The sequence below is a fragment of the Kineosporiaceae bacterium SCSIO 59966 genome (assembly GCA_020881835.1).
GTDB lineage: Bacteria > Actinomycetota > Actinomycetes > Actinomycetales > SCSIO-59966 > SCSIO-59966.
Window position 1 is genome coordinate 2231798 of the sequence record CP052876.1, and the last position, 15087, is coordinate 2246884.

At 73.0% G+C, this 15087-nt stretch carries 16 protein-coding genes; 5 read left to right on the forward strand and 11 right to left on the reverse strand.

Annotated elements, in window-relative coordinates; translation table 11 throughout:
* Positions 1 to 8: 8 nt before the first annotated feature.
* A complete protein-coding gene (locus HJG43_10365; GenBank protein ID UER54876.1) occupies positions 9 to 1535 on the reverse strand; it encodes a DUF222 domain-containing protein in 1527 nt (508 codons plus the stop codon).
* A 205-nt stretch (positions 1536 to 1740) separates the two neighbouring features.
* Between HJG43_10365 and HJG43_10370 the strand changes: the two genes are divergently transcribed.
* A complete protein-coding gene (locus HJG43_10370; protein UER54877.1) occupies positions 1741 to 1917 on the forward strand; it encodes a hypothetical protein in 177 nt (58 codons plus the stop codon).
* Positions 1918 to 1987: 70 nt separating this feature from the next.
* Positions 1988 to 2665 carry a hypothetical protein gene (locus HJG43_10375; protein ID UER54878.1) on the forward strand — a complete coding sequence of 226 codons (678 nt, stop codon included), beginning with the start codon at positions 1988 to 1990 and terminating at the stop codon, positions 2663 to 2665.
* Here HJG43_10375 and HJG43_10380 read toward each other — a convergent pair.
* Genes HJG43_10380 through acsA form a run of 5 tightly spaced genes read right to left on the reverse strand, consistent with a single transcriptional unit; the run spans position 2646 to position 7797 of the window.
* Positions 2646 to 2888, reverse strand: a complete 243-nt coding sequence (locus HJG43_10380) for an acyl carrier protein (protein ID UER54879.1) — start codon at positions 2886 to 2888, stop codon at positions 2646 to 2648. The two genes, HJG43_10375 and HJG43_10380, sit on opposite strands and share 20 nt — an antisense overlap.
* Before the next feature lie 2 nt (positions 2889 to 2890).
* Positions 2891 to 4162, reverse strand: a complete 1272-nt coding sequence (locus tag HJG43_10385) for a 2-oxo acid dehydrogenase subunit E2 (GenBank protein ID UER54880.1) — start codon at positions 4160 to 4162, stop codon at positions 2891 to 2893.
* Between the two features lies 1 nt (position 4163).
* Entirely contained in the window at positions 4164 to 5147 is a 984-nt protein-coding gene (locus tag HJG43_10390) for an alpha-ketoacid dehydrogenase subunit beta (protein UER54881.1), read from the reverse strand.
* Complete coding sequence (pdhA, locus tag HJG43_10395; protein UER55888.1) at positions 5144 to 6088, reverse strand: pyruvate dehydrogenase (acetyl-transferring) E1 component subunit alpha; 945 nt, start codon at positions 6086 to 6088, stop codon at positions 5144 to 5146. The genes HJG43_10390 and pdhA overlap by 4 nt, the downstream gene beginning before the upstream one ends.
* A 14-nt stretch (positions 6089 to 6102) precedes the next feature.
* The gene (gene acsA / locus HJG43_10400; protein ID UER54882.1) at positions 6103 to 7797 is read right to left on the reverse strand and encodes an acetate--CoA ligase; all 1695 of its coding nucleotides are present in this window, start codon (positions 7795 to 7797) and stop codon (positions 6103 to 6105) included.
* A gap of 192 nt (positions 7798 to 7989) precedes the next feature.
* Here acsA and HJG43_10405 point away from each other — a divergent pair, with 192 nt between their 5' ends.
* Positions 7990 to 10641, forward strand: coding sequence for an ExeM/NucH family extracellular endonuclease (locus HJG43_10405; protein UER54883.1), 2652 nt, complete (start codon positions 7990 to 7992; stop codon positions 10639 to 10641).
* A gap of 32 nt (positions 10642 to 10673) precedes the next feature.
* On the opposite strand, the gene HJG43_10410 is transcribed toward HJG43_10405, so the two are convergent.
* The 4 genes from HJG43_10410 to HJG43_10425 all read right to left on the reverse strand — a co-directional run bounded on the left by HJG43_10410 (position 10674) and on the right by HJG43_10425 (position 12405).
* Positions 10674 to 11051, reverse strand: a complete 378-nt coding sequence (locus HJG43_10410) for a pyridoxamine 5'-phosphate oxidase family protein (GenBank protein UER55889.1) — start codon at positions 11049 to 11051, stop codon at positions 10674 to 10676.
* 78 nt (positions 11052 to 11129) lie between these two features.
* Complete coding sequence (locus HJG43_10415; protein UER54884.1) at positions 11130 to 11519, reverse strand: DUF302 domain-containing protein; 390 nt, start codon at positions 11517 to 11519, stop codon at positions 11130 to 11132.
* A gap of 42 nt (positions 11520 to 11561) precedes the next feature.
* Positions 11562 to 11936: a thioredoxin gene (gene trxA, locus HJG43_10420; GenBank protein ID UER54885.1), complete on the reverse strand. Its 375-nt coding sequence runs from the start codon at positions 11934 to 11936 to the stop codon at positions 11562 to 11564.
* Between the two features lie 70 nt (positions 11937 to 12006).
* Entirely contained in the window at positions 12007 to 12405 is a 399-nt protein-coding gene (locus HJG43_10425; protein ID UER54886.1) for a rhodanese-like domain-containing protein, read from the reverse strand.
* Between the two features lie 33 nt (positions 12406 to 12438).
* Here HJG43_10425 and HJG43_10430 point away from each other — a divergent pair, with 33 nt between their 5' ends.
* A complete protein-coding gene (locus tag HJG43_10430) occupies positions 12439 to 13071 on the forward strand; it encodes a class I SAM-dependent methyltransferase (protein UER54887.1) in 633 nt (210 codons plus the stop codon).
* A gap of 95 nt (positions 13072 to 13166) precedes the next feature.
* Entirely contained in the window at positions 13167 to 13808 is a 642-nt protein-coding gene (locus HJG43_10435; GenBank protein ID UER54888.1) for a hypothetical protein, read from the forward strand.
* A gap of 82 nt (positions 13809 to 13890) precedes the next feature.
* Here HJG43_10435 and HJG43_10440 read toward each other — a convergent pair whose 3' ends face one another.
* Positions 13891 to 15081, reverse strand: coding sequence for an NAD(P)/FAD-dependent oxidoreductase (locus HJG43_10440; GenBank protein UER54889.1), 1191 nt, complete (start codon positions 15079 to 15081; stop codon positions 13891 to 13893).
* Between the last annotated feature and the right edge of the window lie 6 nt (positions 15082 to 15087).

Consider the following 15087-nt stretch of genomic DNA (forward strand, 5'->3'; position numbering starts at 1 on the left):
TCAGGTGGTCAGAACGGGGGCTCCTCCGGCTCGTCGGCGTCCGCCGGCTCGGGCCCGGCGCCGGCAGCGTCCGTCGCGCTCAAGGCTGCGCGCAGCTCCTCGAGCGTCGCGGCGCCGAGGTCGTCGGCGTCCCAGTCGCCGAGCACCGGTGGGACGTCGGTGCGGTAGGCGTGGCCGGTCGGGCTCGTCCACGTGACGCCGCCGTCGTCCCGGGACACGGACCAGCCGCCCTGGTGCCGGGCCCGGTGGTCGTGGGTGCACGGTGCATGGGTGTTGGTGGCACTGGTCGGCCCCTCCGGGAACACCACCACGTGGTCGATCTCGCCGGTCTCCGCTGGATGCATGCACGTCGGGGCTGTGCACGTGACGTCTCGGGCCACGACGTGGTCTCGCAGCTCCTGCGGTGGCGCGTAGGTGGTGCGGCCGTAGTCGAGCAGCCGACCGGTCAGCGGGTCGACGACGAGCCGCCGCCACGTTGCGTCCGCCGCGATGCGGCGGGCGACGTCGGCCGGCACCGGCCCATAGCCGCGCAGCTCCGCGGGCCGGTCGTCGAGCCCGAGCAGCGTGCTGGCGGCCACGACCACGTGCACCTGCGGCTTGCGTCCTTGACGCGTGGCCAGCGGTGTCGGACAGTTCTCCAGCGCGTGCCGAGCGAGCTCGACGAGCGCGTCGGTACGCAACGCGTCGAGCGGTCGGGCGTCACCTGCCTGACGCAGTGCCCGTGCCCGACCGTCGAGCGCGTGGAACACCGACATCGCGTCCTCCGCGGGCAGGTGGATGCCGAGCGTCGCCATCCCGTCCGGCTCGGGACGCAGCCACACCGCCCGCCGCGCTCGCGCCTTCTCGTGCCGAGCCCGTGCGGCGTCCGGGTCCACGCGCAGCACTCGCCGCTGCACGCACGGCCGCAGCTGCCGGGCAGTCTGCTGCGGCGCGCGGCGCAGCACGTACTCCTCGACGGCACGAGCCTTGTTCGCCGTCAGCGTCACGGTGTGCTCGATGACAACGCGGGCGCGCGCCCGGCAGATCTCCCCTTTCCGCAAGGCCTCCAGCGTCGCCGGCAACCGGCTCGTCAGGTCGACCGCCTCCGCGAGCCGGATCTGCACGGCGCGCCGCGGCAGCTTGAGCCGGGCGGCGATCTCGTCAGCGGCGAACTCCGAGATGCCGCGCTCGTCGTCCGCGCGCGCCTCGCCCCGCCGGTTCGGCTCGACCGGCGCCGGACGCCGCCGGGCCAGCTCGGCCCACGCGACATCCTTGGCCGCCTCGACCCAGGCCTCCAGCCGCGCCAGGGCGGCGATGTACTCGATGAGGTCGTAGCCGGCCAGGTGCGCCGGGTCCATCGAGGCGACCAGTGCCGCCACCTCGGGGCCGGGCGCCATGCGCTGCAGCGCCGGCCGCGACACGACCGCCGCCCACCGCTCACCGTCCTGCAGGCGCCTTCCCTGCTCGGCATCCTCGACCGGGACTAGCTCCACCGGCTCGGGCTCCGGGCGCAGCGCCCGCCGAAGTCGTTCTGCCACAGCCGTTGTCGTCGTCATGCGGCAACGCTAGAGGGCACCACCGACAATCAGGATCGTGCAAGAACCCTGTGACGCAAAGCATCCGGCCCATCTACTGCGCGTGTGACGATTCGACAGGCGTCCGCCCGTCGATCGGGTTGCCCTTCCGAACCGACCGAGTTGCGAAGTTGCGAGGACAGCGCACTAATGGGGTCGGTACCGCCATAGGCTCGTCGGGGGAACCGTGGTCGGCACGATCGTCGGCACCTTCACTTCGGGAGCTGTGGACTCGCTGCGGGAAAGTGGGGCCGACAGCGTCGGTGACGTCGGGGATGCGATCGTCGACGGGTGGCAGGAGGTGGCCGACACCGGTGCCGCAGTGGGTGATCTCGCGGAGGACGCCTGGGATGCGATCTTCTAGGCGTTGGCTTGCCTCTGTCGGCGCCGGGGTGGCGGGAGCCATCGGCGTGCTCGTGCTCACCGTGCCACTCATGAGCGACGAGACGGCGACGGCCGCCGTGCTGATCGGGCTCGTTCTCCTGGCGGTGGCTGCCGCGCTCTGGATCTTCGGCCGTGCACCCCGTGTGGTCGAGTCCGCGATCACCACGCGCGAGACCGCGGACGGACCAGAGCTTCACCTGCGCTTACGGCCCCATGTGCCGGTGGCGAACGTTCTCGTCCTGGGTGCGCTGAGCGCGTTGGTGCTCTACGGCGCTCTCGCGATCGGGCTTCGAAGCGGCGGGCTGCTGCTCCTCCCGGTGCTGCTTCTCGTCGCCCTGCCCCTCCCGGACACCGTGCGCGCTCTGCTGCGCCGTCCGGACGTCACGCTGACGAACCGGCACGTCGCGCTTCGGGGCTGGGGGGCCGATGCGCAGCTCGCCTGGGAGGATGTCACAGGTGCCGAGGTCGTCGTGCCACGTCCGCGCAGGCCCGTCGTTCGCATCCTCGGCCGCCCCGGTGCCACGTCGTGGACCTTCGCACCCCGGCGGATCCTGGTGCCGCTGGACACCCGCCCGGACGGGCCGCACGTGGACGTCCCCATCCTGGGGCTCGCCCGCCCGGGCGCCCTCCAGATCGTGGTCGAGGAGCTCGCCGCACAGCGACCCGACGAACGTGCGGCATTCCTGCGCGAGACGGCTCCTCAGCTGCTCAGCTGCGCTGGGCGATGAGCTCCACCGCCCCGCGCAGCGTACGCAGCCGCGGGTAGTCGTCCTCGTCGAGCCGCACGCCGGTGCCCGAGGCCAACGTCTCCACGAAGGCCAGGAAGTCCAGGGAGTCCAGCTCGAGCGCGTCACGCAGGTCCTCGTCGGCCCCGACCTCGTCGAGGTCGGCATCCGGCACGATACCCAGGACGGCGCTACGAACGACGCGGTCGGCCTCGTCGATGCCCATGCTCACAGCCCCTCCGGACGCTGTAGGTACTTCTCGACGGCTGCCAGGAAGCGGGCACCGGTGAACCCGTCGGTCGCCCGGTGGTCCGCGGCGAGCGTCGCCGTGACGACCGGCCGGACACCGACCATCCCGTCGACCGCCCACGGCCGCTCCACGACGCGACCGAAACCGACGAGCGCGACCTGCGGCGCGTAGACGACCCCGTGCACGACCTCGACCCCCAGGTCGCCCAGGTTGGTCACGGTCGCCGTCGCCGACTCGAGCTCCTCGCGGCGCAGCCGGCCGCGCCGGGCTCGCTCGACGAGGTCACGAAGACCGCGCATCAGGTCCGCCAGCGGCAGCTGGTCGGCGTCCAGCAGCGCCGGCGCCACCAGTCCCCCACCGCGCAGCGACACCGCCACGCCCAGGTGCACCGTGGGCGACCCGGCGAAGGCGTCGTCCGCCCAGAACCCGTTGAGCTCCGGCACGTCTCGCAGCGCAAGGGCGGTGGCCTTGAGCAGCAGCGCCGCCGGCACGACCCGATCACTGACCGGCCGGTCGAGATTGATCTGCCGCAGCCACGTCACGGCCGGGTGCAGGTCGATGGTCGACGCCAAGTGGTAGTGCGGCACCTCCCGCCACGACCGCGTCATGGCGCGGGCGATGGTCTCGCGCATCGGTGACACCCGCATCGGTGACGCCGCACGCGGGGCCGGGGCCGGCGCGACCGTGGCCGCCGCCCGCACGTCGTCGGCCCGCACGGCACCACCCGGGCCGGTCCCGCGCACAGAGGCGAGGTCAACGCCCTGCTCGCGCGCGAGACGCCTGGCGTACGGCGAGACCGGCGGCCGGGTGGGACGACCGACGTCCGCGCGTCGCACCCGTCCACCCGGGCCGCTGCCGTGCACTCGCGCCAGATCCACACCGTGAGACCGAGCGTCCTTGCGCACCAGCGGAGAGGTCGCCGGCGCGTGCGCTGCCGGGGCCGGCGCTGCCGGGGCCGGCGCTGCCGGGGCCGACGCTGCCGGGGCCGGGGTCGGGGCGGTTGCGACGGCCGCGCCGCCCGGCGCGAGCCGGGCGAGCGGAGTGCCCACCGGCACCCGCGTTCCCTCCGGGACCAGCAGCTCCTCGACGACGCCGTCCGAGAACACCTCGACGTCGACGGCGGCCTTGTCGGTGTCCACGACGGCGACGACGTCCCCGCGGTGGACGACGTCCCCCGGCTTCACCAGCCACTGCAGGACGGTGCCCTCCTCCATGTCCGCGCCGAGGGACGGCATCACGAAGTCGGCCACGTCAGCCCACCACCGCACGTACCGCGTCCACGACGCGTCCGGGCTGAGGCAGCGCCGCCTGCTCGAGGTCGCGGGCGTACGGCATCGGCACCTCCACCGAGCAGACTCGCTGCACCGGCGCGTCGAGGTCGTAGAACGCCTGCTCGGTGATCCGGGCACTGACCTCGGCCGCGAGACTGCCTGTGCGCCAGCCCTCGTCGACCACCACCGCACGGTGGGTGCGGCGCACCGACCCGACGACGGTCTCGTCGTCGAGCGGCCGCAGCACGCGCAGGTCCACGACCTCGGCGTCCACGCCGTCGTCGGCCAGCAGGTCGGCCGCGGCCAGGGCGACGGACAGCGTCCCGCCGTAGGCGATCAGGGTCACGTCGGTGCCGGGACGTCGCACCGCCGCCCTGGTGATGTCCACCGGGCCGGCGTCGTCCGCGAGAGGCTCCTCGACGTTGTAGAGGCCCCCGTGCTCGAAGATCAGCACCGGGTCGGGGTCGAGCAGGGCCGGCCACAGCATGCCGCGGGCGTCGGCGACCGTCGCCGGCGCGAGCACCGTCAACCCCGGGATCGCCGCGTACCAGCCCTCCAGGCTGTGGGAGTGCTGCGCCGCCAGCTGCCGTCCGCCGCCGGTCGTCATCCGGACGACGAGGGGCACGTTCACCTGTCCGCCGGACATGTGCAGCAAGGTCGCCGCGTTGTTGAGGATCTGGTCGAGCGCGAGCAGGCTGAAGTTCACGGTCATCACCTCGACGACCGGGCGCATCCCGCCGATCGCCGCACCGATCCCGGCACCGACGAACGCGGCCTCCGACAGGGGGGTGTCGCGGACCCGCTCCGGCCCGAGCTCCTCCAGCAGCCCGAGACTCACGCCGAAGGAGCCGCCGTACGCGCCGACGTCCTCGCCCATGAGGAACACCCGCTCGTCGCGGTGCATCGCCTCCCGCAGCGCCTCCCGGACCGCGACGCGGTAGCTGGTGAGCGTGGTCGTCGTCATGACGGCGCCGACTCGGAGCGGACGAAGCGGGTGAGGTCCTCGACCGGTTCGGTCGGCGCGGCCTCCGCGGCCTCCACGGCGGCGTCGACCTCCCGTGCCACCTCGGCCTCCATCGCCTGCCAGGTCTCGTCGTCCAGAGAACCGTCGGCGCGCAGGCGCAGGGCCAGTGCGGGCAGCGGGTCCCGCTGCTTCCACGCCTCGACCTCGGCCTTGTCGCGGTAGCGGTCCGAGTCGTACATCGAGTGGGCCCGGAAGCGGTAGGTCCGCATCTCCAGGAAGCACGGGCCGGTACCCGAGCGCACCAGGGCGACTGCGCGCCGGGCGGCGGAGGCGACGGCGTCGACGTCCATGCCGTCGACCGCCCAGGACACCATCCCGTACCCGGCGGCCCGCAGGGCCAGGTCGGTCTGCGCCTGGTGCCGCGCGAGCGCGGTTCCCATCGCGTAGAGGTTGTTCTCGCAGACGAACAGCACCGGCAGCCGCCACAGCGCGGCGAGATTCATCGACTCGTGGAACACGCCCTCTGCCACCGCGCCGTCGCCGAAGAAGCACGTGGTCACCCGCGTCTGCCCCCGCATCCGGTCAGCGAGCGCCAGCCCCACCGCGAGCGGCAGCCCGCCGCCGACGATCGCGTTGCCGCCGTAGAAACGCCGTGCGACGTCGAACAGGTGCATCGACCCGCCGCGGCCTCGTGAGCACCCGGTGACCTTGCCGAACATCTCGGCCATCAGCGACTCCATCGGCATCCCGCGGGCGAGTGCGTGCCCGTGCTCGCGGTACGTCGACACCACGGCGTCCTGCGGGTCGAGCGCGTCGCAGACACCGACGGCGACGGCCTCCTCCCCCACGTACAGGTGCATGAAGCCGCGGATCCGCTGCGCGCTGTACAGCTCCACGCAGCGTTCCTCGAAGCGGCGCACGCGCAGCATCTCCCGCAGCAGGTGCAGCCGGTCGCTCATGACACGCCCTCCAGCGTGGACAGATCGCCCTCGGGCAGTCCCAGCTCACGGGCCCGCAGCAGGCGCCGCATCACCTTGCCGCTGCGCGTGTGCGGCAGGTTCTGGTCGAAGTCGACCTCGCGCGGTGCGACCGAGCCGAGCCGCCGGCGACCGAAGGCGAGAATGTCCGCGCGCAGCGCCTCGTCCGGCTCGACCCCGGACCGTAGCGTCACGAACGCCTTGACAAGCTCTCCGGCAACCGGGTCCGGCTTGCCGATGACCCCGGCCTCGACGACCGCCGGGTGCTCCATCAGCACCGACTCCACCTCGAACGGTCCCACGAGGTGGCCCGCGCTCTTGATGACGTCGTCGGCCCGGCCGACGAACCAGAACCGGCCGTCGGAGTCCACCCGCGCCAGGTCACCGGTGAGGTACCAGCCACCCGCGAACGCCGCGGCGTACCGCTCGGGCGCACCCCAGTAGCCGCGGAACATCGACGGCCACGGTGGACGCAACGCGAGCTCGCCGACCTGGTCCGGGTCCGTGAGCACCTCGACCGCCCCGTCGGTCACGCGGGCCCGACCGTCGTCCCCGCGTGCCAGCACGGCCGCCTCGATGCCCGGCACCGGCCGGCCCATCGACCCGGGCACGGGCGCCTCCCCCGGCGGGTTGCCGATCATGATCGCGCCGGTCTCGGTCTGCCACCACGTGTCGTGGACCGGGTGGCCGAGAACTCGGGCGCCCCACAGCACGACCTCGCCGTTGAGCGGTTCCCCCACGCTGGCCACGTGCCGCAACGCCGACAGGTCGTGCTCGCCGGCCAGCTCGTCCCCCGCCCGCATGAGCATCCGCAGCGCCGTGGGCGCCGTGTACCAGACCTCGACGCGCTCGGCGGCAAGCAGCTCGTACCAGCGCCGCGCCTCGAAGTCACCGGCGTCCACGACGCTGGTGGCGCCGAGCACGAGCGGGGCGATGATGCCGTAGGACGTGCCGGTGACCCAGCCGGGGTCGGCCGTGCACCAGTAGACGTCGCCGCGTCGTAGCCCCAGCACCCCGGCCGCCGTCGCGGCGTGCGCCACCACGGCCTCGTGCACGTGAACCGCGCCCTTGGGGGTGCCAGTCGTGCCGCTGGTGAAGTGCAGCAGCGCGGGATCCTGCGGGTCGGTTCGCGGGACGACGAAAGCCCGGTCGCCCTGGGCGAGCGCCCCGTCGAACGCCGTCCCGCCCGGCACGCCACCGGTGGACCCGCCGACGAGCAGCACGTGCTCGAGGTCGGGCAGGCGGTCGCGCACCGGGGCGACCTTGCGCCGGTACAGCTGCTCGGTGGTGACGAGCACGCGACCACGGCCGAGAGCCAGCCGCTGCGCGACCGGCTCCGGCCCGAACGCCGAGAACAGCGGCGACAGCACGGCCCGCGCCTTCCACGTGCCCAGCGCGGTGACGTACAGCTCCGGCACCCGGCCGAGCAGGGTGAACACCGCGTCCCCGGGCCGGGTGCCGAGCTGCCCCAGCAGATCGGCGAGGGCGCCGCTGTCGGCCGACAGCCCAGCGAAGGTAGCCACCGACCGCTCACCGTGCCGGCCGACGAACCGCAGCGCCACGTCCTGCCCGCGCCCCTCGGCGACGTGCCGGTCCACTGCCTCGACGGCGATGTTGAGACCCCCACCCGGCTGGCCGGCCAGACGGGCCCGCGTGTCGTCCCAGACCGTCATGGGTCAAGTCAGCACCTAGCCCGGCCACCGGGCCAGAGGCAAAGGTCACCGCACGCTGCGGCGTCCTGCTGACCGTCGGCAAGCACTGACCGGACGTTCACCCAATAGGTGGAAACCGGACACCTCGCGGCCTTAGCGTGGCGGTCCGTGCCGCCGGTCGGGCGGCGCAGCGGACACGACCCAGGGACGGCCATGCAGACACGGCACCGACGCACCGTGGCCGCGGCAACGACGCTCCTCGTCACCGGGCTCCTCGCCCCGGTGGCGACGGCGACGAGCGCCGCGGCAGCGACCACCGACGACCTGCTCATCAGCGAGTACGTCGAGGGATCGTCGTACAACAAGGCGATCGAGATCTACAACGGCACGGACGCCGCCATCGACCTGTCGGCGTACGCGCTGGAGATGTACTTCAACGGCAACGACACCCCGGGGCTGACCGTGGACCTGACCGGCACCGTGGAGGCCGGCGACGTCCACGTGCTGGTGAACTCCGCAGCCTCCGAGGGACTACTGGCGCTGGCTGACCAGACCGTCGGCGGAGGGTGGTTCAACGGCGACGACGCCCTCGTCCTCACCCGCGGCAACACCGTCGTCGACTCGCTCGGTCAGGTCGGCGTCGACCCGGGCAGCCAGTGGGGCACCGATCTGGTGTCGACCGCCGACAACACGCTGCGCCGTCTGCCGACGGTCTGCACCGGGGACACGAACACCGCCGACGCCTTCGACCCCGCCGCGGAGTGGGAGGGCTTCGCAGCCGACACCTTCGACGGTCTCGGCACCCATACCGTCACCGAGTGCACCCCTGGTGGCGGGGGCGGCACCGACCCGGGCCCCGAGCCGGAGCCGCAGCTGGTGCCGGTCGGCGCCGTCCAGGGCGACGGTGACACGACCCCGCTCAACGGGCAGCGGGTGACCGTCGAGGCGGTCGTGACCGGCGACTTCCAGACCGGCGGGTTCGACGGGTTCTTCGTCCAGGACGCCGGGGACGACGACCCGGCGACCTCCGACGGCATCTTCGTCTACGCCCGCGGTGCGGTGGACGTCGCCGAGGGTGACGTCGTCCGGGTCACCGGTACTGCCGGCGAGTACTACGGCAGCACGCAGCTCAGCAGCAGGGGCGACGAGATCGAGGTGCTCGGGGCCGCCGACGTGCCGGAGCCGCTGGAGCTCAGCGTGCCGATCGGCGACGAGGAGCGCTACGAGGGGATGCTCGTGACGTTCCCGCAGGAGCTGACGATCCTCGAGTACTACAACTTCGGCCGGTACGGGGAGATCGCGCTCGGCACCGAGCGGCAGTACCAGCCGACCGCGGTGCACGAGCCCGGCAGTCCCGAGGCGGCCGCCCTGGCCGCGGCGAACGCCGAGAACCGGATCACCCTCGACGACGGCCGGAGCGTCGAGAACCCGGACCCGGCGCGGCACCCGAACGGCGAGGAGTTCACCCTCGACAACCTCTTCCGCGGCGGGGACGTCCTGACCGACGTCACCGGCATCCTGGACTACCGGTACAACCTGTGGCGGATCCAGCCGACGCAGCCAGCCGGCTACGAGGCCCGCAACCCGCGCCCGGACGTCCCGGAGGTCGGCGGAACCTTGCAGATGGCCTCGTACAACGTGCTGAACTACTTCACCACCCTGGACAAGCGGGGCGCCGACAGCCTCGAAGAGCTCGAGCGGCAGCAGGCGAAGATCGTCGCCGCCCTGGCGGAGATGGACGCCGACGTCTACGGCCTCGTGGAGATCGAGAACAACGGGACCGCGGTGCTCGACCTCGTCGACGCGCTCAACGAGCACATCGGGACCGACGGTTACTACGCCGCGATCGAGACCGGCGTCCTCGGTGGCGACGAGATCACCAACGCCCTCATCTACCAACCGGCCACGGTCACGCCGGTCGGAGAGTTCGCCGCGCTCGACTACGCCGACGGCCGCAACCGGCCGACGCTGCTGCAGACCTTCCAGGAGAACGCGACCGGCGCTCTCGTCGACGTCGCCGTCAACCACCTGAAGTCGAAGGGCTCAGCGTGCGAGGAGGCGCCGGACACCGGTGACGGCCAGGGCAACTGCGCGGGCGTCCGCACCGCGGCGGCGCAGCAGATGGTGGACTGGATCGCCGGCGACCCGACCGGCAGCGGCAGCCCGAACGACCTCGTCATCGGCGACCTCAACGCCTACGACCACGAGGACGCCGTCGACGTGTTCGTCGATGCCGGTTACACCGACCTGGTCAAGGCGTTCGGCGGCGAGTACGCCTACTCGTACGTGTTCGACGGCCAGCTCGGATACCTCGACCACGCCCTGGCCAGCGCCGCCCTCACCGAGCAGGTGACCGGCGCCGCCGCCTGGCACGTCAACGCCGACGAGGTGAGTCTCATCGACTACGACACGACCTTCAAGGAGGACGCCCAGGATGCGCTGTGGGCGCCGGACCCGTACCGGTCCTCCGACCACGACCCGATCCTCGTCGGGGTCGGGCTGGACGTCCCCGACACCACGGCCCCGGAGCTCGCCGTGTCGGTGAGCCCGGAGCGGATCTGGCCGCCGAACAACACGCTCGTGCCGGTGTCCGTGTCGGTGGAGGCCTCCGACGACAGCGGTGACGTCACCGTCGAGCTGACCGACGTCACCGCGACGTCGCCGAAGGCCTCGTGGACATCGCCGAAGGCGTCATGGGTGGTCGTCGACGACACGGAGGTCCTCGTGCGGGCGGTCAAGGGCACGCGGTACACCCTGACGTACACCGCGACGGACGCCGCCGGGAACGCCACGGTCGAGTCGGTCACCGTCGCCGTCGGGACGAACCAGGGCTGGGACCGCAAGGGCTTCACCCCCGGCCGCTGACGTCTGCACGACCAGGGCCGGCGGGTCCCCGCTCAGTGCGCGGTGATCCGCCGGCCCTGCACGACGGTCAGCGGGATCCGGACGACGACGTCCCTGATACCCGGCACCCACGGCTCGAGCCGCGCCATCATCGCGGACCGCGTCGAGGGGTCGGTGACGACCTCGGCGTTGCCGGTGACGACCACGCTCCACCCGGTGCGGGACGCCGGGCTCAGCATGTCGGCCTGGAAGGTGAGCACCTCGTCGTCCCCGGCCCGGGCCAGCCGCGAGCCCTCCGCCGTCCGGAAGAACACGGCGTCTCCCTCGAGCAGAAAGGTCACCGGCAGGACCGCGGGCAGACCGCGGTCGGCGAACACGACGCGGCCGATCGACACAGTGCCGAGAAGCGCCCGAGCCTCGACAGGGGTCAGCCTCTCGACTCGACGGGTGAGGGCCACCCCTGCAGGCTGGGCCGTGCTGGCCGGGTGCCCTAGGGCCTTAGGTCCCGGTCAGGACTCCAGGGTCCGCAGGGCCGCAGCGAGCCGCAGCGCGGCCTCGTCGGCCACCGACTTGAGGTCGTCGTTGCCGGTCAGCTCGACCATGGTCTGAGGGTCAATCGCCTCCACCACGGTGCGGTCACCGTCGGCGCGCACGACGACGTTGCACGGCAGCAGCAGGCCCAGACCGGCTTCGGCGTCCAGGCCGCGCTTGGCCAGCGGCGGGTTGCACGCCCCGAGGATGAGGTAGGGGTCCATGTCGTGGTCGAGCTTCTTCTTCAACGTGGCCTGGACGTCGATCTCGGTGAGGACGCCGAATCCCTGGTCGGCGAGCGCCTCCCGGACCGCGGTCACGGTCTCCTCGAACGGGCTGTCAACGGTGACGGAGGTTCCGTAGCTCATCTGCTCTGCTCCTCGGGTCTCGGTTCGGGATCGGGTCGTGGCTCAGGCAGTCTGCCGGGCGTCCCGCTCAGCAACCTGCCGTCGGATGTCGTCCATGTCCAGTCCGCGCACTGCCTCGATGAGCTGCTCGAGGGCTGGAGCGGGCAGGGCCCCCGGCTGGGCGTGCACCAGGATCCCCTCGCGGAACGCCATGAGGGTGGGGATCGACGTGATGCCCGCGGCGGCTGCGAGCGGGCGCTCCGCCTCGGTGTCGACCTTGCCGAAGACGATGTCGGGGTGCTGCTCGGACGCCTTCTCGAAGACGGGGGCGAACATGCGGCACGGGCCGCACCAGGCAGCCCAGAAGTCGACGAGGACGATGTCGTTGCCGCGAACGGTCTGCTCGAAGTCCTCGACGGTGAGGGCGACGGTGCTCATGGCTGGGTCCTTCCTTGCGGGACGGGGTTGGTGTCGTCGAAGCCCGGTGCAGGCGCAGCGCCGGGGGCTATCAGGCCACGACGCCGGGGCGGTTGCGGCCGTCGACGACTGCCCCGCCGGCGGCCTGCCAGGCTCGCATGCCGCCACGGAGGTTCACCGCGTCGATGCCCAGCTCACGCAACCTGCGGGTGGCCTGCCGCGACCGGTTGCCGCTGCGGCACACGACGACGACCTGCCGGCCCGCCCGTAGCCGCTTGGGCGCCTCCGCGATCCGCCCCAGCGGGACGTGGACGGCGTGCGGAGCGTGCCCGGCCCGCCACTCCGTGGCCTCGCGGACGTCGAGCATGACGGCCTCGCCGGCCACCAGCTCCCGGGCGGTCTCGGCGTCGACGGCCGGCAGCCGGTTGCCGAACAGGTTCCACAGTCCCACGCTTGTCCTCCAGCAGATCGGCGGCAGGTGCGACAACATACCCCCCTGGGTATGTATTCCGAAGGAGGACCTATGGACGGCTCCCGGTGGGACGAGCGGTACGCGGCAGCTGACCTCGTCTGGTCGGCCGGTCCCAACCGGTTCGTCGAGGAGGTGGCGGGGCCGCTGACGCCCGGCAGGGCCCTCGACGTCGCCGCCGGCGAGGGACGCAACGGGCTGTGGCTTGCCGAGCGGGGCTGGCAGGTGACCGCGGTGGACTTCTCCGCCGTCGGCCTGCAGCGGGCTCGCGAGCTCGCGCGGCACCGGCTCGGTGACGCCGCAGACCGGTTCGTCACGGTGCAGGCCGACGTGACTCGCTGGTCGCCGCCGGTGGCGGCGTTCGACCTCGTCGTCGTGGCCTACCTCCAGCTGCCGGCGGAGCAGCGGCGGGTCGCCCTGCGCAACGCCGCCGCCGGCACCGCCCCCCGCGGGACACTGCTCGTCGTCGCCCACGACCGGGACAACCTGACCGCAGGTGCCGGCGGCCCTCAGGACCCGGCCGTCCTGTACACGGCCGACGACGTCGTCGCCGACCTCGCCGGCAGTGGACTGGTGATCCACCGGGCGGAGCAGGTGCGACGTCCGGTACCGGCCGAGGACGGCCCGGACCGCACGGCCCTGGACTGCCTCGTCGTCGCGGTCCGCCCTCCGGAGGACCGCCCGTGAGCCCAGCAGACCGGGATCGAGCAGACCGGGGTCGAGCAGACCGGGACCAAGGACCCTGGGGCGAGGCGCGGGACGCCGCGGACCCTGGTTCGGACATGTCTGCCTCCATCCGGTCCTCCACCCTGCGCGGGCCCTGGTTCAGCCAGCGGCCCGCGCTCACGCTCGCCGTCGCCGGGATCCTGTTCGCCGCGGTCACCGCGCTGCGGTTCGCCGGCGGCGCCGGCTCCGACACCGTGGCCCTGCTGTACGCCCTTCCGGTGACGCTGCTCGCCGCGGCGTTCGGCCGCCAGGCTGGTGTCTGGTCAGGGCTGTTCTCGCTGCTGCTGCTCGGCGTGTGGGCGGGCGTGACGGGGGCAGGGCTGTCGCTGCTGGACTGGGCCTCCCGGGCCGTCCCGCTGCTGCTGCTCGGCTGGCTGCTCGGGGACGCGACAGACCGGCTGCGGACGGCGGAGCGCCAGCGAGCGGCGCTGGAGGCCGCCGCGCGGCGTCACCGGGACGCCATCGAGATCAACGACACCGTCGTGCAGGGCATGTCGTCAGCGAAGTGGGCGCTCGAGGCGGGGCGGCTCGACGTCGGCCTGGAACGGCTCTCCGAGACCCTGGAGACGAGCCGTCGGCTGGTCTCGGAGCTGCTGCGGGACTCCGGCATGGCGCCCGGCGAGCACCACGGCGGCGGCCCGGGCCCCGCTGCGGCACACCAGAACCCGGAAGGTGTCGGTAGCGACCTGACCAGGTAGACCGGTGGAGCGATCACCCCACACTCCCTCCACCCCGCCGTGATCATGCAATCCCGCCACCCAGCCCGGTGAACGAACCGCTTCAGCCGGGGAAGGAGCGGTCCCCGAACAGCACCCGCCGGGCCGCGTAGCGCCCCACCGGAGTGCCCAGGACGGCGAACGCGGCGGTGACCGTCCGGTGGTCGCGCACCCCCGCCAGCACCCTGCGCAGGGCGAGCCGGCCACGGAACCGGGTCCGCAGGCTCGCTCCGTCGTAGCGCTGCAGCGCGTCTCGGCGGCCGGTGCGCAGCGCGTCGTCAAGCACGTCGACGGCCAGACCGGCCTGACGCAGGCACGGGTCGAGCCCGCCGGCAGTGAGCGGGGACACCGCACCGGCGGCGTCCCCGACCAGCAGCCCGTCCGGGCCGGCGATGCGGCGCAGCAGCCCCCCGACCGGGATCGGCCCGCCACGGCGCTCGACCTCCCCGGCGCGCCGGACGCCGACCCTGGCGGGCGCGGTGGCGGCGAACCGGTCGAGGGCGGGTCGCAACCCGGCGCGGAACCGGTCGGGGTACCCGGCGACGCCGACGTGGGCGTGCTGGCCGTCGTCGACCACCCAGGCCAGGTACCCGGGGGCGACCCGCGGGTCGAGCAGGCAGTGGAACGAGGGCTCCTCGTCGTGAGCGGCGACGGGGTAGACCTCCTCGGCGCCGATGAGCAGCGCGGTGTTCCGGTCCAGCCCGAGGTCGCGGGCGACCCGCGAGCGGGCCCCGTCCGCGCCGACGACGAACCGCGCTCGGACGGCGTCCGGGACGCCGGACCGCTCGAGGTAGGCGACGCCGTCCGCGTCCCGGCCGCGGTAACGGGTCCCGGTGGCGACCTGGACGCCGGCTGCGGTCGCCTGCCGGGCGGCGGACTCGTAGAGCGCGGCCATGTCGCCGACGCGGTACTCGTCCCGGCCGCTGGACAGCGGCACCGAGCGGCGCATCCCGGGCGGGTAGAGGACGACTCGCCGGATGGGCGGCCCGAGGTGTTCCTCGGGCAGCGGGAAGTCGTCGAGCGTTCGACGCACGAAGATGCCGGTGGTCCGGACGGCTGCGGACAGTGACGTCCGCCGGTCGACGAGCAGGACGTCGTGGCCCCGCCGGGCCAGCCCGGTGGCGGTGGAGAGGCCGGCGAGACCGGCACCGACGACCAGGACGTCGACACAGGTTGCGGTCGGCACCCCACCATCGTGGCTGCGCGGCACCTCCGGCGAGGTGCCGGGCGCTGTCCCTGCACAGGATCTGCACATCGCGTC